The 24,136-nt window shown below is 70.8% G+C and carries 17 protein-coding genes; 9 read left to right on the top strand and 8 right to left on the bottom strand.

Going from position 1 to position 24,136, the window contains the following annotated elements; genetic code table 11:
* Position 1: 1 nt before the first annotated feature.
* A complete protein-coding gene (locus VHU88_14655; protein ID HEX3612923.1) occupies positions 2-2,092 on the top strand; it encodes an ATP-dependent DNA helicase in 2,091 nt (696 codons plus the stop codon).
* A gap of 291 nt (positions 2,093-2,383) precedes the next feature.
* Here the strand turns inward: VHU88_14655 and lexA are convergent, their stop codons facing one another.
* Positions 2,384-3,130: a transcriptional repressor LexA gene (gene lexA, locus VHU88_14650; GenBank protein HEX3612922.1), complete on the bottom strand. Its 747-nt coding sequence runs from the start codon at positions 3,128-3,130 to the stop codon at positions 2,384-2,386.
* Between the two features lie 204 nt (positions 3,131-3,334).
* Here lexA and VHU88_14645 point away from each other — a divergent pair, with 204 nt between their 5' ends.
* The 5 genes from VHU88_14645 (at position 3,335) to VHU88_14625 (ending at position 9,733) form a co-directional block, all read left to right on the top strand.
* Positions 3,335-3,769 carry a LysM peptidoglycan-binding domain-containing protein gene (locus VHU88_14645; GenBank protein HEX3612921.1) on the top strand — a complete coding sequence of 145 codons (435 nt, stop codon included), beginning with the start codon at positions 3,335-3,337 and terminating at the stop codon, positions 3,767-3,769.
* A gap of 260 nt (positions 3,770-4,029) precedes the next feature.
* Positions 4,030-4,533, top strand: a complete 504-nt coding sequence (gene nrdR, locus VHU88_14640) for a transcriptional regulator NrdR (protein ID HEX3612920.1) — start codon at positions 4,030-4,032, stop codon at positions 4,531-4,533.
* Between the two features lie 100 nt (positions 4,534-4,633).
* Positions 4,634-7,504, top strand: a complete 2,871-nt coding sequence (locus tag VHU88_14635; protein ID HEX3612919.1) for a vitamin B12-dependent ribonucleotide reductase — start codon at positions 4,634-4,636, stop codon at positions 7,502-7,504.
* Positions 7,505-7,597: 93 nt separating this feature from the next.
* A complete protein-coding gene (locus VHU88_14630) occupies positions 7,598-8,050 on the top strand; it encodes a hypothetical protein (protein HEX3612918.1) in 453 nt (150 codons plus the stop codon).
* Between the two features lie 186 nt (positions 8,051-8,236).
* On the top strand, positions 8,237-9,733 hold the full coding sequence (locus VHU88_14625) for a methyltransferase (GenBank protein ID HEX3612917.1): 1,497 nt from the start codon (positions 8,237-8,239) through the stop codon (positions 9,731-9,733).
* On the opposite strand, the gene hrpA is transcribed toward VHU88_14625, so the two are convergent.
* Both hrpA and VHU88_14615 read right to left on the bottom strand, forming a co-directional pair.
* Positions 9,730-13,734 carry an ATP-dependent RNA helicase HrpA gene (hrpA, locus tag VHU88_14620; GenBank protein HEX3612916.1) on the bottom strand — a complete coding sequence of 1,335 codons (4,005 nt, stop codon included), beginning with the start codon at positions 13,732-13,734 and terminating at the stop codon, positions 9,730-9,732. The genes VHU88_14625 and hrpA overlap by 4 nt on opposite strands.
* Positions 13,735-13,799: 65 nt before the next feature.
* Positions 13,800-14,015: a hypothetical protein gene (locus tag VHU88_14615; protein HEX3612915.1), complete on the bottom strand. Its 216-nt coding sequence runs from the start codon at positions 14,013-14,015 to the stop codon at positions 13,800-13,802.
* 703 nt (positions 14,016-14,718) lie between these two features.
* On the opposite strand from VHU88_14615, the gene VHU88_14610 reads away from it, so the two are divergent.
* On the top strand, positions 14,719-17,325 hold the full coding sequence (locus VHU88_14610; GenBank protein HEX3612914.1) for an EAL domain-containing protein: 2,607 nt from the start codon (positions 14,719-14,721) through the stop codon (positions 17,323-17,325).
* A 248-nt stretch (positions 17,326-17,573) separates the two neighbouring features.
* Positions 17,574-18,071, top strand: coding sequence for a DUF3145 domain-containing protein (locus tag VHU88_14605; GenBank protein ID HEX3612913.1), 498 nt, complete (start codon positions 17,574-17,576; stop codon positions 18,069-18,071).
* Between the two features lie 176 nt (positions 18,072-18,247).
* Here the strand turns inward: VHU88_14605 and fabF are convergent, their stop codons facing one another.
* From fabF to VHU88_14580, 5 genes are all read right to left on the bottom strand, one after another.
* Positions 18,248-19,483: a beta-ketoacyl-ACP synthase II gene (fabF, locus tag VHU88_14600; protein ID HEX3612912.1), complete on the bottom strand. Its 1,236-nt coding sequence runs from the start codon at positions 19,481-19,483 to the stop codon at positions 18,248-18,250.
* A 35-nt stretch (positions 19,484-19,518) separates the two neighbouring features.
* On the bottom strand, positions 19,519-19,767 hold the full coding sequence (locus tag VHU88_14595; protein ID HEX3612911.1) for an acyl carrier protein: 249 nt from the start codon (positions 19,765-19,767) through the stop codon (positions 19,519-19,521).
* A gap of 59 nt (positions 19,768-19,826) precedes the next feature.
* Positions 19,827-20,825, bottom strand: coding sequence for a beta-ketoacyl-ACP synthase III (locus VHU88_14590; protein ID HEX3612910.1), 999 nt, complete (start codon positions 20,823-20,825; stop codon positions 19,827-19,829).
* Positions 20,822-21,748, bottom strand: a complete 927-nt coding sequence (locus VHU88_14585; protein HEX3612909.1) for an ACP S-malonyltransferase — start codon at positions 21,746-21,748, stop codon at positions 20,822-20,824. The genes VHU88_14590 and VHU88_14585 overlap by 4 nt, the downstream gene beginning before the upstream one ends.
* A gap of 78 nt (positions 21,749-21,826) precedes the next feature.
* Positions 21,827-23,020, bottom strand: a complete 1,194-nt coding sequence (locus VHU88_14580) for a helix-turn-helix domain-containing protein (GenBank protein HEX3612908.1) — start codon at positions 23,018-23,020, stop codon at positions 21,827-21,829.
* 40 nt (positions 23,021-23,060) lie between these two features.
* Here VHU88_14580 and VHU88_14575 point away from each other — a divergent pair, with 40 nt between their 5' ends.
* Positions 23,061-24,116 (top strand): PHP domain-containing protein, encoded by a 1,056-nt coding sequence (locus tag VHU88_14575; GenBank protein ID HEX3612907.1) that lies wholly within the window; start codon positions 23,061-23,063, stop codon positions 24,114-24,116.
* Positions 24,117-24,136 lie beyond the last annotated feature (20 nt).

Here is a 24,136-nt window from a genome sequence, read left to right as displayed (position 1 = left end):
GATGGGGCGGTCGGTCGGGGAGTTGCTCGCGGTTGCGGTCCGCGAGCTCGGTGGCACCGCACGGCCCGGGCAGCTGGTCATGGCCGAGGCGGTCGCCGCGGCGATGGCCGACAAGGAGCATCTGCTCGTCCAGGCCGGCACCGGGACCGGCAAGTCGCTGGGCTACCTGGTCCCGGCCCTGCTGAACCGGCGTCCGGTGGTGATCGCCACGGCGACGCTCGGTCTGCAGGCACAGCTGGTCCGCCGCGACCTGCCGCGCCTGGTCGCCGCGGCCGCGACGGAACTCGGCCGGACCCCGACGTTCGCGATCCTCAAGGGCCGGAACAACTACGTGTGCAAGCACCGCCTCGGCGGTGGTGAGTCCGGCGACTCCGGCGAGGACAGCCTGTTCGGCTCCGCCGCGCTCGAGGCGCCGACCAGCGCCCTGGGGCGCGAGGTGATGCGGGCCAGGGCCTGGGCGGAGGAGACCGACACCGGCGATCGCGACGATCTGGTGCCCGGGGTGAGCGACCGCGCGTGGGCGCAGGTCGCGGTCTCGTCCCGGGAGTGCCTCGGTGCGACCCGCTGTCCGCAGGGCGCGGAGTGCTTCTCGGAGCTGGCCCGTGGGTTGGCCGGTGAGGCCGACGTGGTCGTCACCAACCATGCGCTGCTGGCGATCGACGCTCTGGAGAGCATCCCGGTCCTGCCCGACCACGGGGCGGTGGTCATCGACGAGGCCCACGAGCTGATCGATCGGGTCTCGGCGGTCGCAACCGCCGAACTGACGCCGGCCATGGCCGAGCGCGCCGCCCGCGCCGCGACCCGGGTCGCCGACGAGCGTGCCGTGGAGATCCTTTCCGGCGTCGCCGATGGGGTCGCGGCGACGCTCGCGCAGGTCGAGCCGGGGGCGCTGCGCCCGATGCCGGACCTGCTGCGGGCCGAACTCGCCGCGCTACGCGACGCGGCCCGTGCGGTCCTCGGGTCGATCTCGACGTCCAAGGACGACGGCGCGGATGTGCTGCTGGCCAAGCGGATCGCCCGGGTCGGGGTCGAGGAGATCGTCGAGACCGCCGGCCGCCTGGCGGCGCCGACCGAGTGGGACGTGGCTTGGCTGTCGGTCGAGGAACGCCGCGGTCGGGTGCTGCGGGTCGCCCCGCTGTCGGTGGCCGGCTTGCTGCGGGACTCACTGTTCGCCACCCGGACCGTCGTGCTGACCTCGGCGACCCTGGCGATCGGGGGGAACTTCGAGCATGCGGTCCGCAGCTTCGGGCTGCCGATTGCCGGCAACGTGGAATCCCAGGCCCCGATGCGAACTGAGGCTCCGTCAGGTCTGGTGGATGTTGCGAACGATGCCGAGGGGGCCCAGGACGAGCCCGGCACCGAGGGCGACGCGGTGGCCGTCGAGGCCAAATCGCTGCGCTGGCGAGCCATGGATGTCGGCTCGCCGTTCGACTACCGCAAGCAGGCAATCCTCTACGTGGCGCGGCATCTGCCGCCGCCGGGGCGGGACGGGTTGTCCGACGCGGCGCTCGAGGAGCTTGCCGAGCTGATCGAGTGCGCGGGTGGCCGCACCCTGGGCCTGTTCTCCTCGCGGCGGGTGGCGGAGCAGACCGTCGACGCGCTCCGCCCGCGCCTTTCGGTCCCGGTGCTGTGCCAGGGCGACGACACGCTGTCGGAACTGGTGCGACAGTTCACCGAGGACCCATCCGCGTGCCTGTTCGGCACGCTGTCGCTGTGGCACGGCATCGACGTGCCGGGCGCCTCGTGCCAACTCGTCGCGATCGACCGGATCCCGTTCCCGCGCCCGGACGAACCGCTGGCTGCGGCCCGGGCGCGGGCTGCCGACGAGGCCGGCGGCAACGGGTTCATGTCCGTCTACGCGGCCGCGGCGGCGGTCCGCCTCGCGCAGGGCGCCGGCCGGCTAGTGCGATCCGACGACGACCGTGGCGTGGTTGCCGTGCTGGATTCCCGGTTCGACACTGCGCGTTACGGGCGGTTCTTGCGTTCCTCGCTCCCGCCGTTCTGGCACTCCAACGACCCGGCAGTGGTGCGGGCAGCGCTGCGCCGGTTGTCCGGGCAGGCTGACCCGATCGTCGCCGGCCAGCCATTGTGACTGTACATCAGATCTGACTCTGGGTCAGATCTGTGTGTCCAACCTGGGCTGGACACACGGGTGTCTGCGAGCGCAGCGAGTGTTCGCGACGCGCAGCGTCGCAATGAGACAACGAGAGACGACCCGGTCCGCGCTTTCCGCGGACACACTTCACCCGAGTCTCCGATCTGGGCTGGACACACGGGTGTCTGCGAGCGCAGCGAGCGTTCGCGACGCGCAGCGTCGCAATGAGACAACGAGAGACGACCCGGTCCGCGCTTTCCGCGGACACACTTCACCCGAGTCTCGAGCTCAGATCCGACGCAGGACGCTGACCACGCGGCCGAGGATCACCGCGTCATCGCCGGGGATCGGCTCGTACGCGGCGTTGTGCGGCATCAGCCAGACCTTGTTGCCGCGGCGCTTGAACGTCTTGACTGTCGCCTCGCCGTCGAGCATGGCCGCGACGATCTCGCCCGGCTCGGCGACCGACTGCTGCCGGACCACGACCCAGTCGCCGTCGCAGATCGCGGCGTCGACCATCGAGTCGCCGACGACGCGGAGCATGAACAGCGTTCCTTCGCCGACCAGCTCGCGGGGGAGTGGGAACACCGCCTCCACTGCCTGCTCGGCCAGGATCGGCCCGCCGGCCGCGATCCGGCCGACCACCGGGACGTAGGCGGCGGCCGGGCGCGCCGCTCGCAACTCGGCCTCATCGAAGTCCAGCGACGGTGCCACGCCCTCCGGAAGTCGCACCTCGAGCGCACGCGGGCGATTCGGGTCGCGCCGCAGATAACCCTTGCGCTCCAGGGTGATCAGTTGGTGCGACACCGACGAGGTCGAGGTGAGGCCGACCGCGTCGCCGATCTCGCGCATCGATGGTGGGTAGCCCCGGCGTTCGACCGCGTCGCGGATCACCTCGAGCACCTTGCGCTGCCGCGGGGTCAGGCCGTGGTCGTCCGGCGGACCGTCGGGCAGTGAATGCAGTTCGCCCACGCCTTCGCCAGCTTCGGTATCGACGCCGCCGGCGCGGGCGCCGTCCTTGGAACGGCCGACCATCTGTGCCTCCTCGACTTCCCCGGACAGGTGCTCCCACCTGCCGACTTGTCACCGACCGTAGCGCGGCCGGCGACGTCTTTCAAACACATGTTCGAACAATGCTCGAAAGTGTCGGTGCCCTCCGGTACAACTGTCCGCATCGAAACGAATCGAATAGATGTTCGACCAAACCTCGTCGGCGACGAGGTGTCTGGAGGGGGAGAGATGAACGCAGGGACTCTCGAGGCGGCCCGGTTGCGGCACCCGGCGGGCTCGCGCCTGCCGCAGCGCGCGGCGGCGCCCGTTCGGCCGGCGCTCCGGCTGGTGCAGGCTCCGGGCGAGCCCGGGGCCGCGGTCGCGCAGTCGGGGCCGCAGGTGCGGTTGACCCGGCGGGGCCGCGGGGTGTTGTTCGGTGGACTGCTCGGGGCGATGTTCGTCGCCGGGCTCGCTTCCGGTGCCCACGCCCTCGGCGCCGACTCCCGGGGGGTCGTCCCGGTCGTCCGGCACACGATGGTCGTGCAGCCCGGGCAGACGCTGTGGCAGATCGCCCGGGCGCTGGATCCGGGTGCGGACCCTCGCGACACTGTGCAGCGGATCGTCGATGCTAACGCCCTGCGCGGTGCCGAGATCGAGGCCGGGCGCACGCTGGTGCTGCCGTGACTCCTGTTAGCCCAAGTGGTTATCGCGATAAGTCGCGACACGCCCGAATTGTGGGGGACACGCCGCGTTTCGAGGACCCCCCGGGCCGGGCGGATGCCTCTGACCTGCACTTGCGCGTCGTGGCAGTGGCGGAGGCCGAATCTGCCCGACGGCGTCGCTTGCAGACGGTGCGGCCGAGTCCTACGGTTCCCACATCTAGTAGTTACACCGCTGTAAGTAGTCCACAGGTTGTGCACAAACCTTCCGCAGGCAGTGCACAAGTGATCCACACGACAACGGCCCACAGCTCCCGGGAGTCGGTCTTGAACTGCCCCTTCTGCCGCGTCGCCGACACCCGTGTGGTCGATTCGCGCACTACCGAGGACGGCGCGGCGATCCGTCGCCGTCGGCAGTGCGAGCGGTGCCAGCGGCGCTTCACCACGCTCGAGACGGCCGGTCTGTACGTGGTCAAGCGCAGTGGCGCGAGCGAGCCGTTCAGCCGGGAGAAGGTGCTGGCGGGCGTGCGCAAGGCGTGCCAGGGCCGCTCCGTGAGCGAGGACTCCCTGGCCCTGCTGGCGCAGCGGGTGGAGGAGTCGGTTCGGACCGCCGGCGGCGCGGAGATCCGCGCGCACGACGTCGGAATGGCCGTTCTCGGTCCGCTCCGCGAGCTGGACGAGGTGGCGTACCTGCGGTTCGCCAGCGTCTACCGGGGGTTCGACTCGATGGCCGATTTCGAGGCCGAGATAGCGGCACTGCGCGCCGAGCGCGTGGTGGCCGCGGGTTGATGCAGCACCAGTTCTGAGGGCTTGAGCGCAAACGGGGCGATGACCTCGCTCGGCAATGAACGAGCGGTCGCGGTTGTTGCACACACTAGGAGGACGAGACGTGACGGAGACGGTGAACGGTGAGGCGACGCCCGTGGCAGAGAGTGCCTGGCCCGGTGGGCCGACTGCGCGCCGGGCGCGACGCGGCCTGACCGTCAATCGGATCTTCACCAAGCCTGGAGTCGACCCATACGACGAGGTCACCTGGGAGCGCCGCGACGTCGTCATGACCAACTGGCGTGACGGCTCGATGGTGTTCGAGCAGAAGGGCGTGGAGTTCCCGTCGTTCTGGTCGGTGAACGCCACCAACATCGTCACGACCAAGTACTTCCGCGGCGCGCTCGGCTCGGCGACCCGCGAGTGGAGCCTCAAGCAGTTGATCGACCGCGTCGTCGACCGGTACCGGCTGGCTGGCGAGGAGCACGGCTACTTCGCCTCGCCCGCCGACGGCGACGCGTTCGCCGACGAGCTCACCCACGCGCTGCTGCACCAGGTCTTCTCGTTCAACTCCCCGGTGTGGTTCAACGTCGGGACCGAGGCGCCGCAGCAGGTCTCGGCCTGCTTCATCCTCTCGGTCGACGACACCATGGACTCGATCCTGAACTGGTACCGGGAGGAGGGGCTGATCTTCAAGGGCGGCTCCGGCGCCGGGCTGAACCTGTCCCGCATCCGGTCCTCGAAGGAGCTGCTGTCCTCCGGCGGCACCGCCTCCGGGCCGGTCAGCTTCATGCGCGGTGCCGACGCCTCGGCCGGGACGATCAAGTCCGGCGGCGCCACCCGGCGGGCCGCCAAGATGGTCATCCTCGACGTCGACCACCCGGACGTGGCCGAGTTCATCGAGACGAAGTCCCGCGAGGAGCGCAAGATCCGCGCGCTGCGCGACGCCGGGTTCGACATGGACCTCGGTGGCGTGGACATCACCAGCGTCCAGTACCAGAACGCCAACAACTCGGTCCGCGTGACCGACGAGTTCATGCGCGCGGTGGAGTCCGGTTCGCAGTTCGGGCTGCGGTCCCGCACGACCGGCGAGGCGATCGATCAGGTCGACGCCCGTCAGCTGTTCCGCTCCATGGCCCAGGCCGCCTGGGAGTGCGCCGACCCGGGCATCCAGTACGACGGCACGATCAACGACTGGCACACCTGCCCGGAGAGCGGGCGGATCACGGCCAGCAACCCGTGCTCGGAGTACATGCACCTAGACAACTCCTCCTGCAACCTGGCCTCGCTGAACCTGATGACCTTCCTCGGCGACGACGGCACGTTCGACGCGGCGAGGTTCGCCGCGGTGGTCGAGCTGGTCATCACCGCGATGGACATCTCGATCTGCTTCGCGGACTTCCCGACCGAGCCGATCGGCAGGACCACCCGGGCGTTCCGGCAGCTGGGCATCGGCTACGCCAACCTCGGCGCGCTGCTGATGGCGACCGGTCACGGTTACGACTCCGAGGGCGGCCGTGTCCTCGCGGCGGCGATCACCTCGCTGATGACGGCCACCGCCTACCGCCGCTCGGCCGAGCTGGCCGAGGTGGTCGGCCCGTACGAGGGCTACGCGCGCAACGCCGCCGCGCACACCCGGGTCATGCGCAAGCACGCGGCCGCCAACGACGCGATCCGCTCGGTCGGCGCGGTGGACCGCTCGATCCTCGCGCTGGCGACCAAGGCTTGGGACAAGTGCCTGCAGGTCGGCGGCGAGCACGGTTGGCGGAACTCCCAGGCCTCGGTGCTCGCCCCGACCGGGACCATCGGCCTGATGATGGACTGCGACACCACTGGCATCGAGCCGGACCTGGCGCTGGTCAAGTTCAAGAAGCTGGTCGGCGGCGGCTCCATGCAGATCGTCAACCAGACCGTGCCGCGCGCGCTGAACAAGCTCGGTTACCAGGTCGAGCAGATCGAGGCGATCGTCGAGTACATCGGCGAGCGCGGCCACGTCGTCGACGCGCCCGGGCTGCGTCCCGAGCACTACGAGGTCTTCGACTGCGCGATGGGTCCGCGGGCGATCCGCCCGATGGGGCACGTGTCGATGATGGCCGCGGTGCAGCCGTTCATCTCCGGCGCGATCTCCAAGACCGTGAACATGCCGGAGACCGCCACGATCGAGGAGATCGAGGAGGTCTACCTCGCCGGTTGGCTGCGCGGGCTGAAGGCGCTGGCCGTCTACCGAGACAACTGCAAGGTGGGACAGCCGCTCTCGGCCGGCAGCTCGGCCCCCAGCGGAGTCACCAGGGATGCCGGCGCCGCCGAACCGCTGATCGAGTACCGCCCGGTCCGCAAGCGCCTGCCGAAGATCCGCGACTCCAAGACCGTCTCGTTCTCGGTCGGCGGCGCGGAAGGCTACATGACCGCGGCCGGTTATCACGACGGGACGCTAGGCGAGATCTTCCTGAAGATGTCGAAGCAGGGCTCGACCCTGGCCGGGATGATGGACGCGTTCTCGATCGCGATCTCGATCGGCCTGCAGTACGGCGTTCCGCTGGACACCTTCGTCCAGAAGTTCACGAACATGCGGTTCGAGCCTGCGGGCATGACCGACGACCCGGACGTCCGGATGTCGGCGTCGATCATGGACTACATCTTCCGTCGCCTGGCGCTGGACTATCTCCCGGCGGACGAGCGAGCCATGCTCGGCATCCACACTGCGGAGGAGCGGGCCCGTCAGCTGGAGACCGGCCACTACTTCGACCCGGACGAGTCGTCCGCCGAGCTCGACGTCCAGGCGTTGGCGCAGTCGGCGCCGATCGAACCGGTCGACCTGTCGGTCGGCGGGGCGTCGGCTACCTGGGAGCCGGCGGGTTCCTCGGTGGAGCTCATGGAGGCCCACCAGGGCCGCACCGCGGACGCTCCGCTGTGCCTGACCTGCGGCACGAAGATGCGGCCGGCCGGTTCCTGCTACGTCTGCGAAGGCTGCGGTTCCACCAGCGGCTGTTCCTGATCGGTCGGTGGGGCGTCGGCTAAGCACGACACGTAGGGTGCGGGGCGCGGTCGGTTCGTCGGCCGTGCCCCGCACGGTTTTGAGAGGACTCCGATGGCGCAATCCGGCAGCGGCGGGTCCGACGAGGTCTACGAGCTCGACCTGTTCACGGTGCTCACGGCTCTCGGATCAGGGCTGCACCGCGACCTGACCCCGGTCAGCGACGAGGGGCAGTTCACGCTCGCCAACGCGTTGGCCCAGGACGCCGAGGGCCAGGGGTGGTCGTTCGCCGGCGCCACCAACCGGGAGGTCTACGACTCGGTGCGGGCGTCCCGACGGGTTCTGGCTTCGCCGATGGCGCTGGTTCCGCTCGAGATCGCCGAGGCCGATGTGCTGATCGAGCTCGGCGTTGACCCCCAGGGCCCCACCGACGTCGATTCGCTGATCGCCGCTGGTTCCGCGGTTGTCGTGATCCCAGGTCTGGTGCTGCTCGGCCGCACGGGCAAGGGTTCGCGGCGCCGCGACGGCACCCGCTCGGTGACGATTCCGCTGCCGAACAGGAGCTAGCCAGCCGGCCCCTAGCCGCCCCCTACCTGGCCGACCACGCCACCACCAGCGGGCGGAGTTGGTACGTGTGGGGCGACCTCGGGCCGACATTGCCCCACACGTTGCAACTCTGCCCGGCAATCGTGTTGATCGGCTTAGGGGGCCTTTCGGCGTGGTCCTCGGACGGCATCCTGACAGGATCGCCACGTGGCCGCAGCGAACCTCGAACCCGCCCAGGCTGACGTCGCCGAACTGCGCACCGCCTTCGACCGGGCCGGCTGGACCGTCGACCGGATCGCGGAGATCCTCGGCGATGTCGCCGCGGCGGCGTTGGCGCGCAACGAGACCGTCCCGGCGCGCCGCGCCTGCCTGGCCGACGGGTCGACCGCCGCCACGCTGACCCGGCTCTTCGTCCTGCAGGACACGATCCCGATCTCCGAAGCCGCTCGGGCACTACCTCTCGAGGCAGCTGGACGACTCTCCCTGATCATCGATGAGCGAAACGTCGTGCGCGCGCTGCTCGCCGTCCGGCCGCATGAGGAGGGCCTCTACGTGGTCTCCGATCTCGCGTGCGGGTTGGACGCGCGCATCCGTCCCGTCGCCGGCGATCACGTCCTCGGCATCGGCGGGGCCTCCATGTCGCTGGCGGATCTGACTGTCCGTCAGCAGATCGGGTCGGCCCTCGACCTCGGCACCGGTTGCGGGGTTCAGGCGTTCCACCTGACCAGGCACGCGAATCGGGTCGTCGCTACCGACGTGCTGCCGCGGGCGTTGCGCTTCGCTGCGCTGGGTGCGGCGCTGTCCGGGGTACTCGTGGACCTGCGCGAGGGCAGCCTGTTCGAACCGGTCGCCGGTGAGCGGTTCGACCTGGTCGTCAGCAACCCGCCGTTCGCGATCGGCGCGGTGGCCGACGGCGCGCGGACCTACCGCGACAGCGGCCTGGCCGGCGACGAGGTCTGCCGGCGGTTGGTGGCCGCAGTGCCGGAGCACCTCAACCCCGGCGGCTGGTGCCAGTTGCTGGCGAACTGGGTCCATCGCCGGGGGGAGGACTGGCGCGATCGTGTCGGCGGTTGGCTGCCGGACGGTGTCGACGCGTGGGCGCTCCAGCGTGAGGTGCTCGACCCGGCCGCCTACGTGTCGCTGTGGTTGCACGATTCCGGCGAGGTCGCGGGACTGGACTACCCGCAGCGGTATGACCGGTGGCTGGACGGACTGGAACGAGCCGGGGTGGAGGCGATCGGTTTCGGCTGGCTTACCCTGCGCCGGACCGAGGCCGCACCGGTCGTGCGGATCGAGAAGTGGCCGCACCCGGTCGAGCACCCGCTTGGACCGACAGTGGCCGACACCTTCGAACGAATGGACTGGCTGCGGGCGCACGAGGATCCGCGGGCGCTGCTGGCGGCTCAACTGCAACTGGTCGGCGACGTGGTCCAGGAGCAACGCGGCTTACCCGGTGCCGAGGACCCGACCGAACTGACGCTACGTCAGAACTACGGGATGCGCCGGGTCCGCCGGGTGGACACGGCAACCGCGGCGCTGGTCGGGGCGTGCGACGGGGAGCTGCCCGTCGGCGTGTTGGTCGACGCGGTCGCGGAGGTCCTGGAGGAGCCGGTGGGCCAGGTCCGCGAACAGGTCCTGCCGCTGCTGCGGGAACTGGTGGCGGAGGGCTTCCTCTCCCCGCAGCCCTCGGGTCAGGACAACTAGGACCGGGCCTCGGCCTCGTCCATCGCCTTCAGGATCCGCTTCTCCGAGATCGGCAGCGCGGTCCCGAGTGTCTGGGCGAACAGACTGATCCGCAGTTCCTCCAGCAACCAGCGGATCTCGACCACGTCCTCCGCGTGCTGCCGCGCCGCGGGCAACCCCGCCCGGAACTGGCCGAACTCGCGGCTCAGTTGCGCGAGCGTGGCCTGGTGGGTCGCGTCCCGCACCGGGTCGGCGGGCAGGCGCTCCAACCGTCGGCCGATGCCGCGCAAGTACCGGGGGAGTTGCTTGAGTCGGTCGGTGCCCGTCTGCGTCACGAACCCGGGATGCAGCAGACCGTCGTACTGGGCCCGCATGTCGGCCACCGCGTCGGGGAATGGGCTCTTGGCAGCGGCCGCCAGCGCGGTGTCGACAACCTGAGCCACCGTCAGAATCTCCACGACGGTGTTCAGCACCTCGGTCAGCCGCGGCTTGAGCTCGGTGCGGACGACCTCGGCCAAGGACTGGAAGCCGGCGCCCTCCCACGACGGCCCGCCGTTTTCGGCCAGGATCGCGTCCACACAAGCGGCGGCACAGTCGTCGAACAGGTCGGACCCGGACCCGTGCGGCGCGCCGGCCAATGCCAACTTGGCCCGGTTCGACAACCCGCCCAACACCGCTTTCGTGGGCGGCGGGAAAGCGGTCAGCAGCAACCGTCGGGTCCCCGCCCACATCGCGGCCTGCGCCACGGCGGGGTCCGTGAGCACCCGCAGCGAGACCGAGCGACCTTCGGCCACCAGCGCCGGGAAGCCCTGCACGACGGTCTCGCCGCGCACCTGCTCGTGGCGGGGCGGGATATTTCCTGACGGGCCGTCAGCTCCGGCCAGGTCCGGCCACTGCGTCAACCCGGTTCGTTCCAGGGCACCGGCTCCGGTGGCCACCAGGTCCTGCAGCGCGGGGCGCAATTGCGTCCGCAGCGCGGCCAGGTCCTTGCCGTGGCCGAGCGGCTTCCCGGCGTCGTCGAGCACCCGGAAGGTCAGCCGCAGGTACCCGGGCACGCGTTCGCGGTCCCAGTCCTCGGCCTCGACCCGCACGCCGAAGCGAGCACGTAGTTCGCGCTCCAGTGCCGTGGTCAGCGGCTCACCATGCTCGGCGTCCAGGTGCGGCAGCACCCCCGCGGCGTAGGTCGTGGCCGGTGACAGGCTTCGCCGCACGGATTTCGGCAGGGCCCGTAGCAATGCGGTCACCAGTTCCTCGCGCAGACCGGGCACGCCCCAGTCGAGGCCTTGCGGTCGGATCCGGTTCAGCTCCGCCAGCGGCACCTCGAGGGTGACGCCGTCGAAGTCGGTGCCCGGCGCGAACTCGTAGCGCAGCGGGTAGGCCGTCCCGCCCTGTTGCCACACGTCCGGGAAGTCGCCGGGACTCACCGTGCCGGCGGCCGGCGTGCGGAGCAGTTCAGGATCCAGGTCAAGGTCGTGCGGATGCGAGCGACGTCGCTTGCGCCACCAGGCATCGAAGTGGCGGACGGAGACGACATCGGCCGGGACCCGTGCCGAGTAGAACGCCAGGACAACTGAATCATCGATGATCAGGCCGCGCCGGCGCGCCCGTTCCTCCAGCTCGGAGGCCTGCTCGCGCAGCCGCTGGTTGTGCTCGAAGAACCTGTGCTGCGTCCGCCACTCGCCCTCGACCAACGCGTGGCGGATGAACAGCTCCCGGCACAGCTCCGGGTCGATGCGGGCGTAGTCGACCCGGCGGCCGACGACCAGCGGCAGCCCGTACAAGGTGACCCGCTCGGTGGCGACGACCGCGCCGCGGTCCGGGTCCCACCGCGGCTCCGAGTACTGCCGCGTCACCAGGTGCTCGGCCAACGGCTCGACCCAGTCCGGCTGGATCCGGGCGACCGTGCGCGCGAACAGCCGTGAGGTCTCGACGAGTTCGGCGGCCATCACCCAACGCGGCGGTCGACGGGCCAACCCGGATCCGGGGAACACCGCGAACCGCATGTTCCGCGTGCCGAGGAACGTCTGGTCCGGTGACGCCGGGTCGCGGGTACCCACGTGGGTGAGCAGCCCGGTGAGCAACGCCTGGTGGATGTGGTCCTCGGTGGCCGCCGAGGAGTTCCACCGCAGGTCCAACCCCCCGGCCAGTTCGCGCAGCTGGGCCACCAGGTCCTGCCACTCCCGCACCCGCAGGTAGTGCAGGAAGTCGGCGGTGCACAGTCGACGGAACGCCGCCGAGCTCAACTCGTTCTGCCGCTCGCGCAGGTAGCGCCAGAGGTTCAGCCAGGCCAGGAAATCCGAGCTGTCGTCGGCGAACCGGGCGTGCTTGGCCCGCGCCGCCGGGAGCTTCTCCGTCGGGTACTCGCGCGGGTCCTGGATCGACAGCGCCGCGACGATGATGATCACCTCGCGCAGTGCGCCCACGGTGTCGGCGGCCAGGATCATCCGCGCCAGCCGCGGGTCCACCGGCAGCGCGGCCATCTTGCGGCCCACCTCGGTCAGTCGCGGAGCGGAGTCGGTCCCGGCCGGGCGCAGCGCACCGAGTTCGTCGAGCAGGGCCACGCCGTCGGCGATGCTGCGCCGGTCCGGCGGATCGATGAACCCGAAGGCGCCGACCTCACCGAGGCCGAGCGCAGCCATCTGCAGGATCACCGCGGCCAGCGAGGTCCGCAGGATCTCCGGATCGGTGAACTGCTGCCGCCCGGCGTAGTCCTCCACCGAGTAAAGCCGGATGCACACCCCGGCCGCGACCCGCCCGCAACGACCGGATCGCTGGTTGGCCGACGCCTGCGAGATCGCCTCGATCGGCAGCCGCTGCACCTTGCGGCGTGAGTTGTAGCGGGAGATCCGGGCAGTGCCGGCGTCCACGACATACCGGACGCCGGGGACCGTCAACGAGGTCTCCGCGACATTCGTGGCCAGCACGATCCGCCGGCCCGGATGCGGTGCGAACACCCGGTGCTGATCGGCCACCGACAGCCGGGCATAGAGGGGGAGGATCTCCACCGGCGGTCCGCCGCGCGGCCCGCGGTCCGGCGAGGTGGCCGGTCGGGCGCGCAGCGCGTCGGCAGTGTCGCGGATCTCGCGTTCGCCGGACAGGAACACCAGCACGTCGCCGGGCCCGCCTTCGAGGAGTTCCTCGACGGCGTCGCAGACCGCGGTCGGCTGGTCGCGCGGTTCGGCCTCGCCGGCGTCGTCCCCTGCGGCGTCGATTTGGTCGACGACCAGCGGCCGGTAGCGGATCTCGATCGGATACGTCCGCCCGGACACCTCCACGAGCGGAACCGGTCGGTCCGGGGTCGCGAAGTGCGCGGCGAACCGACCCGGGTCGATCGTGGCCGAGGTGATGACCAGCTTCAGGTCCGGGCGTTGCGGCAGGAGCTGGTGCAGGTAGCCGAGGATGAAGTCGATGTTGAGGCTGCGTTCGTGGGCCTCGTCGACGATCAAGGTGTCGTAGGCCAGCAGCCTGGGGTCGCGTTGGATCTGGGCGAGCAGGATGCCGTCGGTCATCAGCCGAACCAGGGTGTCGGGCCCGGCGCGGTCGGTGAACCGGACCGTCCAGCCGACGACCGACCCGAGTTCGGTGCCGAGTTCCTCGGCCAGCCGCTCGGCGACGGTACGCGCGGCCAGCCGCCGGGGTTGGGTGTGCCCGATCTGGCCGCGGACGCCGCGACCGATCTCCAGACACATCTTGGGCAGCTGGGTCGTCTTGCCCGACCCGGTCTCGCCGGCCACGATCAGCACCTGGTGCTCCCGCAGCGCGGCGACGATCTCCTCGCGCCGGCCGGTGATCGGGAGCTCGACCGGGTACTGCGGCACCGGGACGGAAGCCTGCCGAGCTGCGACCCGCAGCTCGGCGGCCTCCACGGCGGTTACGAGTTCGGCGAGATCCGGGGTATCGCCCCGGCTGGTCCGAGTGAGCCGCTCCAGGCGCCGACCGAGTGAGTGCGCATCGGTGAAGGTGAGCGTCTCGAGTCGGGACCGGAGTTCTCGGATCCTGTCCCGGTCAGTTGTCCCCGCCATCGCAGGGACAACCTAGGGGAACATTCCGGGATTGCGCCGAACCGGGAGCCGGCGCGCAGTGGGGCTCAGGCGCCGAAGCGGTGCGCCTCTGGCACGGGCGCACGTTCCACGAACTGCTGCCACCCGACGGCTGCGGCCCGGTCCTGGAACTGCCGTTCCTGCATCGCCTCGCGGGCGTTCGACAGCGACCGGCGGTGGATCGGCTCGGACAGAGCCGTGAGAGTCGCGTCGAACGCCAGCGCGGTGATCGATCCGAGCCGGGAACGAGATGCGGGAAACACTCTCGGTTCCTTTCCGACGCACATTGGCGTCATGTATTTCCACCTTTGGGGACCGTCACGCTAACCCGGCGTCCCGATGACGACAATGGGCTATCGGCGTGGCGCCTGAATCACGACATTGTTAACTCCATATGAAACCTCGGCCACCTGGCGGGGCATTGTGCGACCGCGCAGAATACGGTCCCGCGGGCTGCGGTCAAGATCGTTTCGGGAGAGCCGTACGCCCGCCTGACAGGCCCATGCAGGGCCGCTACCAGGACGTTTCGCCTCGGTGGGCCATGTGTCGGCCAACTCCGGGAAACGGGGTGTCCGCGTCTGACGGTTCGTCAATTCCGCCGTGTGCGGGCCGGGTCGAAGCGGCCGAATCGGAAGGGAATTCACTCCATGCCGACGGTACGACGCGCTGACCGCTTGTAGAATCTGGCCCCCGGAATGCACTTATTCCCCCAACGATCGGACCCGCGTCCATGTTCCCGACTCCTGCCGGGAACTCTCGAGGCCCTGCCGAGTCGCCGGCCGTCGGGCCCGGTTTCGGCATGGACGGAACGGGTTTCAGCAAAGCCGCGTCCAAGTAGCAGGCCTGCTCCTCGACCGCGTTCGCGTCGACGGGCAGCGCCGTGCGAGGCGCGGGGGTCACGTCCGGGGGGACTGACGGCAATCGCGTGACAGGCGTTGTCATCGGTCGTGACGGGGTGAGTCGGTTTTGGCGGGTGGGGCGGGTAAGCGTCGTGCCGGGCGGGCCGCCCGGGTCTTCGGGCCCGGTACGCGGCGGGCGCTGCGCGTCGCCGGCCTCGTGGTCTCGCTGATCGGCCTGACCGTTCTGCTGTTGACCCGCACACCGGCGCTGTCGACCCCGATCACCGGGCCGGTCCACCTGCCCTGGTGGACGATGATGATGATGTTCGCCGCCGCCGAGATGGTGGTGCTGCACATCCAGGTCCAGCGCGAGGCGCAGACCGTTTCGTTGTCCGAGATCCCCCTTGTCATCGGGTTGTTCATGGCCGGGCCCGTGCCGTTGCTCGTCGGTCGCACCCTCGGTTCGCTCGGGGTGTTCGCGCTGCACCGCAAGCAGGCGCCGATCAAGATCGCGTTCAACACCGCGCTGGTCATGGCCAGCACCAGCCTGGCGCTGACCATCTGGTCGTTGGCCTGGACCGGAATCAACGCCGGCCCGAGTGCCTGGACCGCGGTGTTCGCGGCGCTCATCGCCGGCGGCACCTTCGACGCGGTGGTCACCACGCTGGCCATCGCCTGCTACGAGAACTCGCTGCGCCTGCACCGGGTCCTGCGCGAGATCGCATCGGCCGGGGTGCTGGCCGCGGCGCTCGGCACGGTCGGCCTGGTCGCGGCCACCTCGATCACCTACGACGTCCGCAGTGCGTTCCTGGTGGAGGCCGCAGGCGCCTTGCTGCTGCTCGGCTACCGGGCCTACGCCTCGCTGCGCGAGCGCCACGAGAGCCTCGAGCAGCTCTACCACTTCAGCGAGGTCGTCTCCGGCGCGCACGACATCGACACCGTTTTGCACAGCGTGCTCGAGCAGGCCCGCGAGCTGCTGCGCGCCGACCGGGCGGAGTTCCTGGCCTACAGCTTCCCGTCCGGGCTGGCCCCGCACCGGATGACGCTGCTGTCCGACGGCATGCAGCGGGTCTCTGCCGGTTCCGAGATCCCGTTCGCCGACCGGATCGTCGAGCGGGTCCGCGGCGAGCGTCGGTCGATCCTCGTCGCCCGGACCACCCGCGACACCGAGGAGCGCGCCTACCTCGACGAGCTGGGCCTGCGTGAGGCGATCGTGGTCCCGTTGAGCTGCGACGGCGTGATCGTCGGGACGTTGTCGGTGGCCAACCGGCTGGGCGAGGTGCGCGGCTACGACGCCGGCGACGTGCGGCTGCTGGAGACCGTCGCCAACCACGCAGGCGTGGCCCTGAAGTCCGGCAGCCTGATCGCCCGGCTGTCCTACGAGGCGCACCACGACACCCTGACCGGGCTGCCGAACCGGCACCTGCTCCAGCAGGAGCTCGACATCGCGGTTGCGGCGATCCGGGCCGGATCGTCGGCCGGGTGCGCCGTGATGATCAGCGACCTCAACGGGTTCAAGGAGGTCAACGACACCCTCGGCCATCAGCACGGCGACGAGCTGCTGCGGATGGTGGCGCACTCCTTCGTCACCGTGGCCGGTTCGCGGGCGTTGGTCGCGCGGCTCGGCGGCGACGAGTTCGCGATGCTGCTCACCGACATGGCGGACCCCGCCGCGGCGGCGGCCCTGGCCCGGGAGTTGGCGACCTCGCTGGCCGAGCCGGTGCGGATCGACGGCGTCAGCGTCGAGGTCAGCGCCTCCATCGGCGTCGCGATGGCCCCGTTGCACGCCGAGGACGCCTCGGGCCTGCTCAAGCGCGCCGACGTCGCGATGTACGCGGCCAAGGCCAACGGCGGCGGCGTGCGCCTCTACGACGAGGGCCTGCAGGAGGCTGCCAACCCGAGCCGGCTCACGCTGGTCAGCGACCTGCGCTGCGCGATCCGCGACGGCGGTATCGAGGCGTGGGTGCAGCCCAAGGCGTCCCTGGCCGACGGTCGGGTCACCGGCGTCGAGGCCCTGGCGCGCTGGCGGCACCCGGTCGACGGCGTCCGCGGCCCGGCCGAGTTCCTCCCGGTCGCCGAGGCCAACGGGATGATCGGCTCGCTGACCGAGGCCATGCTCGACGCGGCCCTGTCGGCAACGGCCAGTTGGCGAGCCCTCGGCATCACCGCCGGGGTCGCCGTCAACGTCTCACCGCGCAGCCTCAAGGACCCGAGCTTCCTGAACACGGTGGCCGCGGCACTGGCCCGCCACGCTGTCGAGCCGCAGTTGCTGACCATCGAGATCACCGAGACCTCGCTGATGGCCGACAGCCCGCAGGCCGTCGACCTGCTGTGCCGGCTGAACGCCCTGGGCGTGCGGCTGTCCATCGACGACTTCGGGACCGGCTACTCGTCGCTGGCCTACCTGCGCCGCCTGCCGGTCGACGAGGTCAAGCTGGACCGGGAGTTCACCTCCCGGATCGTGTCCGAGCCGAAGGTCATGATGATCGTCCGCTCGATCTCCGACCTGGCCCGCAACATGGGCATGCAAATCGTCGCCGAAGGCGTCGAGGACGAGGCGACCTGGCAGGCCCTGGCCGACCTCGGCGCACAGACCGCGCAGGGCTACCACCTGGGCCGACCGATGCCTGCGGCTGATTTCCCGGCCTGGTTGGCCGAGTACCACGCCGGGCGTGGCGACCGCCATCATCCGGTGCTGCCGGCCCGCCGGCGCCGGTCCGACGCGGCCGCCTGATCGGCCGGCCAAACCCCGAGTCACGGTTCGTCCCGCAGCGTGCACTGATCGGATTCCTGGCCACACGTGCTCCTTCGTCGCGCGCGTGGCTCAGTTCATCCCGATTTGCCCGGCGTGTCGCGGTGTTCCAGGCTTTGCGCGCCGCGGAACCTGACGGCACAATTACGGCGCGTCGCCGAACCGAATGGGGCCCGACGAGATCGCAGGGGAAGGCGTATCTCGGCCGGTGCAACTCCAGGAGGAACTCGGTGACCACCACTCGTGGAGTGCTCTATGTGCACTCTGCCAAGTCCGCCATGTGTGCCCACGTCGAGTGGGCCGTGGAGGCGGTGCTCGGGCTGTCCGTCCGGCTGGACTGGACGCCGCAGCCGATCGCCCCTCAACAGTGGCGGACTGAGCTGTCCTGGCAGGGCGAGGTCGGAACGGCCGCCGCCCTGGCTTCCGCGCTGCGCAAGCACATGGTGCGCTTCGAGGTCACCGAGGAACCGGTGGCCGGGCATGAGGGCGCGCGCTACAGCTGCACGCCCAGCCTCGGGGTCTTCCATGCCGTCACCGGCGTGCACGGCGACATCATGATCTCCGAGGACCGACTGCGTGCCGCTGTGCAGCGCTGCGTCGAGACCGAGGACTGCGACCTGTCCGACGAGGTCGACCTGTTGCTCGGCCAGCCGTGGGACGACGAACTCGAGCCGTTCCGGCACGCGGGCGAGGGCGCCCCGGTCCGCTGGTTGCATCAGGTCGGGTAACCCCTCCGCACCACCACCGGCCTGGAGAGCGTGGCCGTTCTGCACCCGTCCGGTGCGAGCGAACCCGGACCTGCGCAGCCGGCCACACCAAATGAGCGGGTGCCGCGCTTACGCCGCGCGGCACCCGCTTCTTTTCGCTTGCTTCTTCAGGCAGTTGAGCCTTCAGGCAGTAAGGCTCACTCGGTGAAGACGAGGCACACGTTGTGCCCGCCGAACCCGAAGGAGTTGTTCAGGGCCGCCAGCGGCCCGGAACGCAGCGCGCGGGGTTCGTGCCGGACGACGTCGACGTCGACCTCGTCGTCGGGGTCGTCGAGGTTGATCGTCGGCGGCGCCTTGCGCTCCTGAAGGGCGAGCACCGTCACCACTGCCTCGAGCGCGCCGGCCGCCCCGAGCAGGTGGCCGGTCATCGACTTGGTGGCCGAGATCGGGGCCCCGTCGGCCGCGTCGCCGAGCACCCTGCGCAGCGCCAGCACCTCGGCCACGTCGCCCTGGGGGGTCGAGGTGGCGTGGGCGTTGACGTGGCCGACGTCCTGCGGGGAGATGCCCGCGTCGACCAGGGCCAGTCGCAACGCGCGGGCGACGCCGCTGCCGGACGGGTCCGGCTGCGCGATGTGATGCGCGTCCGAGGTGATCCCGGCGCCGGCGAGGGTGCAGTAGATCTTCGCGCCGCGAGCCTTGGCGTGCGCCTCGGACTCCAGCACGACCAACGCGGCGCCCTCGCCCAGGACGAAGCCGTCGCGGGCCTTGTCGTAGGGCCGCGACGCCCGCTCCGGCTCGTCGTTGCGAGTCGACATCGCCTTCATCGAGGCGAAGGCCGCCATCGGGAGGGCGTGGATCGCGGCCTCGGTGCCACCGGCGATCACCACGTCGGCCCGTCCGGACCGGATCATGTCCAGTCCGAGCGCGATGCCCTCGGCGCCCGAGGCGCAGGCGCTGACCGGGGTGTGCACTCCGGCCCGGGCCCCGAGTTCGAGGCCGATGGCCGCCGCGGGCCCGTTCGGCATCAGCATCGGGATCGCCAGCGGGGAGACCAGCCGGGCGCCCTTCGCCAGCAGGGTGTCGTAAGCCTGCAGCAGCGTGGTGATGCCACCGATGCCGCTGGCCACCGCGACACCGAACCGCTCCGGGTCGACCTTGCCCGCCAACCCGGAGTCCGCCCAGGCCTCCCGGGCGGCCACCACGGCGAACTGCCCGCCCCGGTCCAAGCGACGCGCCTCGACGCGGCTGAGGACCTCGATCGGCTCGACCAGGACCCGGCCGCCGATGTGCACCGGGAGTTCGGAGACCCAGTCCTCGGTAAGAGTGCGGATGCCGGACTTCCCGGCCAACATCGCCGACCAGGTGCTCGGGACGTCGCCACCTATCGGGGTGGTCGCCCCGAGCCCGGTGACGACCACCGTGCTCGAACTCATGGCCTTTGCTCCTCCTCGGGACCTGTACCGGTTGATCAGGCGTTGGCGGCGATGTACTTGACCGCGTCGCCGACCGTGTTCAGGTTCTTGACCTCGTCGTCCGGAATCTTCACGCCGAACCGCTCCTCGGCGGCCACGATGACCTCGACCATCGACAGCGAGTCGATGTCCAGGTCGGCGATGAAGGCCTTGTCCGGCTGGACGTCCTCGGCCGGGATGCCGACGATCTCGTTCACGATCTCGCCCAGGCCTTCGACGATCTCAGCCTCGGTCACAGCTGCCATTTATGCTTCTCCTAATCGGGTTTCTCGGGGCGGGGATACAAACTGACGGCGTGTCAGAACTAGGGGATGGTCACGACCTGGGCGGCGTAGGACAGTCCGGCGCCGAAGCCGATCAACAGTGCGGTGTCGCCGCTGCGGGTCTCACCGCGTTCCAGCATGGTCTCCATGGCCAGCGGGACCGACGCAGCCGAGGTGTTGCCGGTCTCGATGATGTCGCGCGCGACGGCGACCTTCGCCGGGAGCTTCAAGGCCCGGGTCATCGCGTCGGTGATCCGCAGGTTGGCCTGGTGCGGGATGAACGCGTCGAGATCCTCCAGCGTCAGGCCGGCTGCCTCGACCGCGCGGCGGCACACCGCGGCCATCTCGTAGGCGGCCCACCGGAAGACCGCCTGGCCGTTCATGGTCAGGTACGCCCGTTGGCCGGCGGCGGCCTTGTCGATCCAGTCGCCGTCCATCGCGATCAGCTGGGACTGAGAGCCGTCGGCGCCCCACACCGTCGGGCCGACGCGCGGGGTCTGCGACGGGCCGAGAAGCGCCGCGCCTGCGCCGTCGCCGAAGATGAACGCGATGCCGCGGTCGGTCGGGTCCATCAGCGGGGAGAACTTCTCCGAGCCGATCACCAGCACGTACTCGGCCGAGCCGGTGCGGATCATGCCGTCGGCCAGGGCCACCCCGTGGCAGAACCCGGCGCAGGCGATGTTGACGTCGAACGCGGCGGCCTGCAGCGACCCGACCCGGTGGGCGACCTCGGGGGCCGCGGCCGGGACCTGGATCGTGGTGGTGCAGGAGGCGACGATCACTGCGCCGACGCGGTCCGGGTCGATGCCGGACGCGGCCAGCGCCTTACCGCCTGCGGCTACCGCCATGTCCGCGACGGTCTCGTCGTCGGCAGCGAACCGGCGGGTGGCGATGCCGGTGCGCGACCGGATCCACGCGTCGGTCGAGTCGATGTTTTGGCAGATCTCGTCGTTGGTGACCACACGTGCCGGGCGGTGCCCGCCGACGCTGAGGATGCTCGAGTACGGGGCACCGGCCGACGGACGGATCGCGGTGCTCATTGACGGGCTCCTTCCGGCAGCAGCGCACGCGCCGCTTCCAGGTCGTCCGGGGTCCGTAGCGGCACTCCGGTGACGCCGCGCATCGCGCGCTTGGCCAGGCCGGTCAGCGTCCCGCCCGGGAGCAGCTCGATCATCCCCGTCACCCCGAGTTCGAGCAACGTCGTCGAGCACAGGTCCCAGCGCACTGGGTTGGACACCTGGTTGACCAGCCGGGACAGGAAGTCGGCGCCGTCGGCGACCACCGCGCCGTCGGCGTTGGAGAGCAGTCTGCCGGCTGGGTCGCCGGGGGTGATCGAGGCCGCCAGCTTGGCCAGATGATCGACCGCCGGAGCCATGTGGACGGTGTGGAACGCGCCGGCCACCGGCAGCGGGACAAGTCGGGCCTTCTCCGGCGGGGCGGCGGCGAACGCGTCGAGCTGCTCGAGGGTTCCGGCGGCGACGACCTGGCCCGAGCCGTTGTCGTTGGCGGCCGTCAGCCCCGCGGCGGCGATCGCGGCGAGCACCTGCTCCCGGTCGCCGCCGAGCACCGCTGTCATGCCGGTCGGGGTGACAGCCGAGGCGGCGGCCATCGCGCGGCCACGCTCCCGGACCAGCACCAGAGCCTGCTCCTCGGACAGCACCCCGCAGGTCGCGGCGGCGGTCAGCTCGCCGACGCTGTGGCCCGCGAAGATCATCCCGGAGCGAGCTTCGGCGGAGATCCCGAGCTCACCGAGGGCGGCCAGCCCGGCGGCCACCAGCAAGGGCTGGGCGATCGCGGTGTCCCGGATCTGGTCGGCATCGGCCTTGGTCCCGAAAGCGACCAGGTCGAGTCCGCACACGGCGGAGAACCACTCGATCCGGGTGGCGAAGCCGGGCAGTTCGAGCCACGGCGCGAGGAAACCTGGGGTCTGGGCGCCCTGGCCGGGCGCGACGATCGCGAGCACGTTCCAACGATGGGCGATCGGTGGGTCGCTGCGCCGTAACGCCGGTCACCAAGTTGCCGACCTGCGTTTGTGTGTTTCCTACAACGACCCCTCGTCAGGTTCGAGTCTGCCCAGCGTAAGAGCTATACGCAGCGTGAACGCCGACCGCGAACTCGTGGGTAATGCGCCGGTGACCTCGACCACACGGCGTAGTCGGTACCGGACGGTGTTGGGGTGAACGAACAACAACCGGGCGGTGGCCTCCAGGGAACCGGCCTGTTCCAGGAACGTCGACACGGTGTCCAGCAGGGCCGGCCCGGCAGCCACCAGCGGCCGGTAGATCTCCTCGATCAGCTGCCGTTTGGCCAGGACGTCGCCGGCGATGGCGCGTTCGGCCAGCAGGTCGTCGGCCTCGACCGGGCGCGGGGCGTCCGGCCAGGCCGGCGCGGCTCGCTGCCCGGCCAGGGCCGCCTCGGCGGATCGGGTGGCCGCGGCCAGGTCGACGACTGTCGGACCGACCACCACCGGACCGGGGCCGAAGGCGGCGGACAACGCGGCGGCGGCCGGCCGGGGGTCGTCGGTGCCGCCCACGACCACGACCAGCCGGGCACCCTGGACGCCGACCAGCACGTCGATGTCCTGGTGCCGCGCGATGCGGTGCACCGCCTTGGCCACCACCGCGGGGTCGTGCTCGGTCGTGCTGCCGACCAGCACCGACACCGGGCCGGGCCGGGCCCAGCCCAGCGCGGCCGCCCGCGACTGCAGCGCTCCGTCGGGCTCGCCGCGCAGGATCGCGTCGATGACCGCGGCCTCGAGCCGGGCGTCCCAGGCGCCGCGGGACTCCGCGGCCTGGGCATAGATCTGGGCGGCGGCGAAAGCCAGCTCCCGGGAGTACCGCAGCAGGGCGGTGCGCAGCCAGTCGGCCTCGCCGGCGGCAGCGAGCTCCTCGACCCGGCCCTCCAGGACGTCGACGGTGAGCCGCACGAGCTCGACCGTCTGCTGCAGGCTGACCGCCCGGGTCATCTCGGGCGGGGCCGCGGAGAAGACCTCGATGGGCAGGCGGGCACCGCGGTCCGGGTCGTCGAGCCAGGCGGTGAAGTTCTCGATACCGGTCTGGACGATCAATCCGATCCACGAGCGCTGCTCCGGGGGGAGCGTCCGGTACCAGACCAGGTCGCGGTGCATCCGGTCGAGCGCGGCGGTGGAGATCATCCCGGTCGCGCGGGTGACCCGTCGGACGGTCCGGGGGTGGTCGTGCGCGATCCGCGGGCCTGCGTTCGCGCGCGGGGTCATGCGCGAAGCGTAGGCGCGTCGGAGCCCGTACGGTGGTTCGGTGGCTGCAGGTGACCCGTCGGTGGACCTGAGTCGGATCGCGTTCCTGCTGGAGCGAGCCCATGCCCCGACCTACCGGGTGCGGGCGTTCCGGACCGCGGCCGCCGTCGTCGACACGCTGCCGCCGGGGGAGCTGCAGCGTCGGGCGCGGGTGGGGACCCTGCAGGAGCTGTCCGGCGTCGGACCCAAGACCGCCGACGTGATCGCGGAGTCGTTGGCGGGCGAGGTCCCGAAGTACCTGGCCGACCTGCTGGGCCAGGCGCCGGCCGCGGTGGCCACCGGGGGCGAGGAGCTACGCGCGGCGCTGCGCGGGGACCTGCACACCCACTCGGACTGGTCCGACGGAGGCAGTCCGATCGCCGAGATGGCGCGTACCGCCGCCGACGTGATCGGGCACGAGTACGTCGCGCTGACCGACCACTCGGCCCGGCTGACCGTGGCCAACGGGTTGACCGCCCAGCGGTTGCGTGAGCAGTTGGCCGTGGTGGCCGCGCTGAACGACGAGCTCGCGCCGTTCCGCCTGCTGACCGGGATCGAGGTCGACATCCTCGAGGACGGCACGCTGGACGCCGAGCCGGAGCTGCTGGCGCGGCTGGACGTGGTGGTGGCCAGCGTGCACTCGAAGCTGCGCATGGACACCGAGGCCATGACCCGCCGGATGGTCACCGCGATCGCCAACCCGCACACCGACGTGCTCGGCCATTGCACGGGCCGGATTGTGGGTACCGACCCGGAAGGCAGACGCGGGGGACGGGGCGGGCGGCCGGAGTCGACGTTCGACGCCGAGCTCGTCTTCGCGGCCTGCGCGCGGTTCGACGTCGCCGTGGAGATCAACTCGCGGCCGGAACGCCGCGACCCGCCGAGCCGGCTGATCGACCTGGCCGTCGATTTCGGGTGCCGGTTCTCGATCGACAGCGACGCCCACGCGCCGGGCCAGCTGGACTGGCAGCCCTACGGCTGCGCCCGCGCTGCCGCCCGGGGCCTGACACCCGATCAGATCGTCAACACCTGGGCCCTGCCCGACCTGTTGGCCTGGACGGCCCGGGCTTCGTCCTGAGGTGTTCCGCGGGGCCGGCG

It is taken from the genome of Sporichthyaceae bacterium, from assembly GCA_036269075.1.
Taxonomy (GTDB): Bacteria; Actinomycetota; Actinomycetes; order Sporichthyales; family Sporichthyaceae; genus DASQPJ01.
Note: the sequence above shows the minus strand (reverse complement) of the source record. Positions and strands in the feature narration are given on the sequence as shown.

Coding starts and splice junctions, on each gene's coding strand:
- VHU88_14655 (HEX3612923.1), top strand. CDS start 2: ATGGGGCGGTCGGTCGGGGAGTTGCTCGCGGTTGCGGTCCGCGAGCTC.
- lexA (HEX3612922.1), bottom strand. CDS start 3,130: ATGGTCGGCCGTTCCAAGGACGGCGCCCGCGCCGGCGGCGTCGATACC.
- VHU88_14645 (HEX3612921.1), top strand. CDS start 3,335: ATGAACGCAGGGACTCTCGAGGCGGCCCGGTTGCGGCACCCGGCGGGC.
- VHU88_14630 (HEX3612918.1), top strand. CDS start 7,598: ATGGCGCAATCCGGCAGCGGCGGGTCCGACGAGGTCTACGAGCTCGAC.
- hrpA (HEX3612916.1), bottom strand. CDS start 13,734: ATGGCGGGGACAACTGACCGGGACAGGATCCGAGAACTCCGGTCCCGA.
- fabF (HEX3612912.1), bottom strand. CDS start 19,483: ATGAGTTCGAGCACGGTGGTCGTCACCGGGCTCGGGGCGACCACCCCG.
- VHU88_14595 (HEX3612911.1), bottom strand. CDS start 19,767: ATGGCAGCTGTGACCGAGGCTGAGATCGTCGAAGGCCTGGGCGAGATC.
- VHU88_14590 (HEX3612910.1), bottom strand. CDS start 20,825: ATGAGCACCGCGATCCGTCCGTCGGCCGGTGCCCCGTACTCGAGCATC.
- VHU88_14580 (HEX3612908.1), bottom strand. CDS start 23,020: ATGACCCCGCGCGCGAACGCAGGCCCGCGGATCGCGCACGACCACCCC.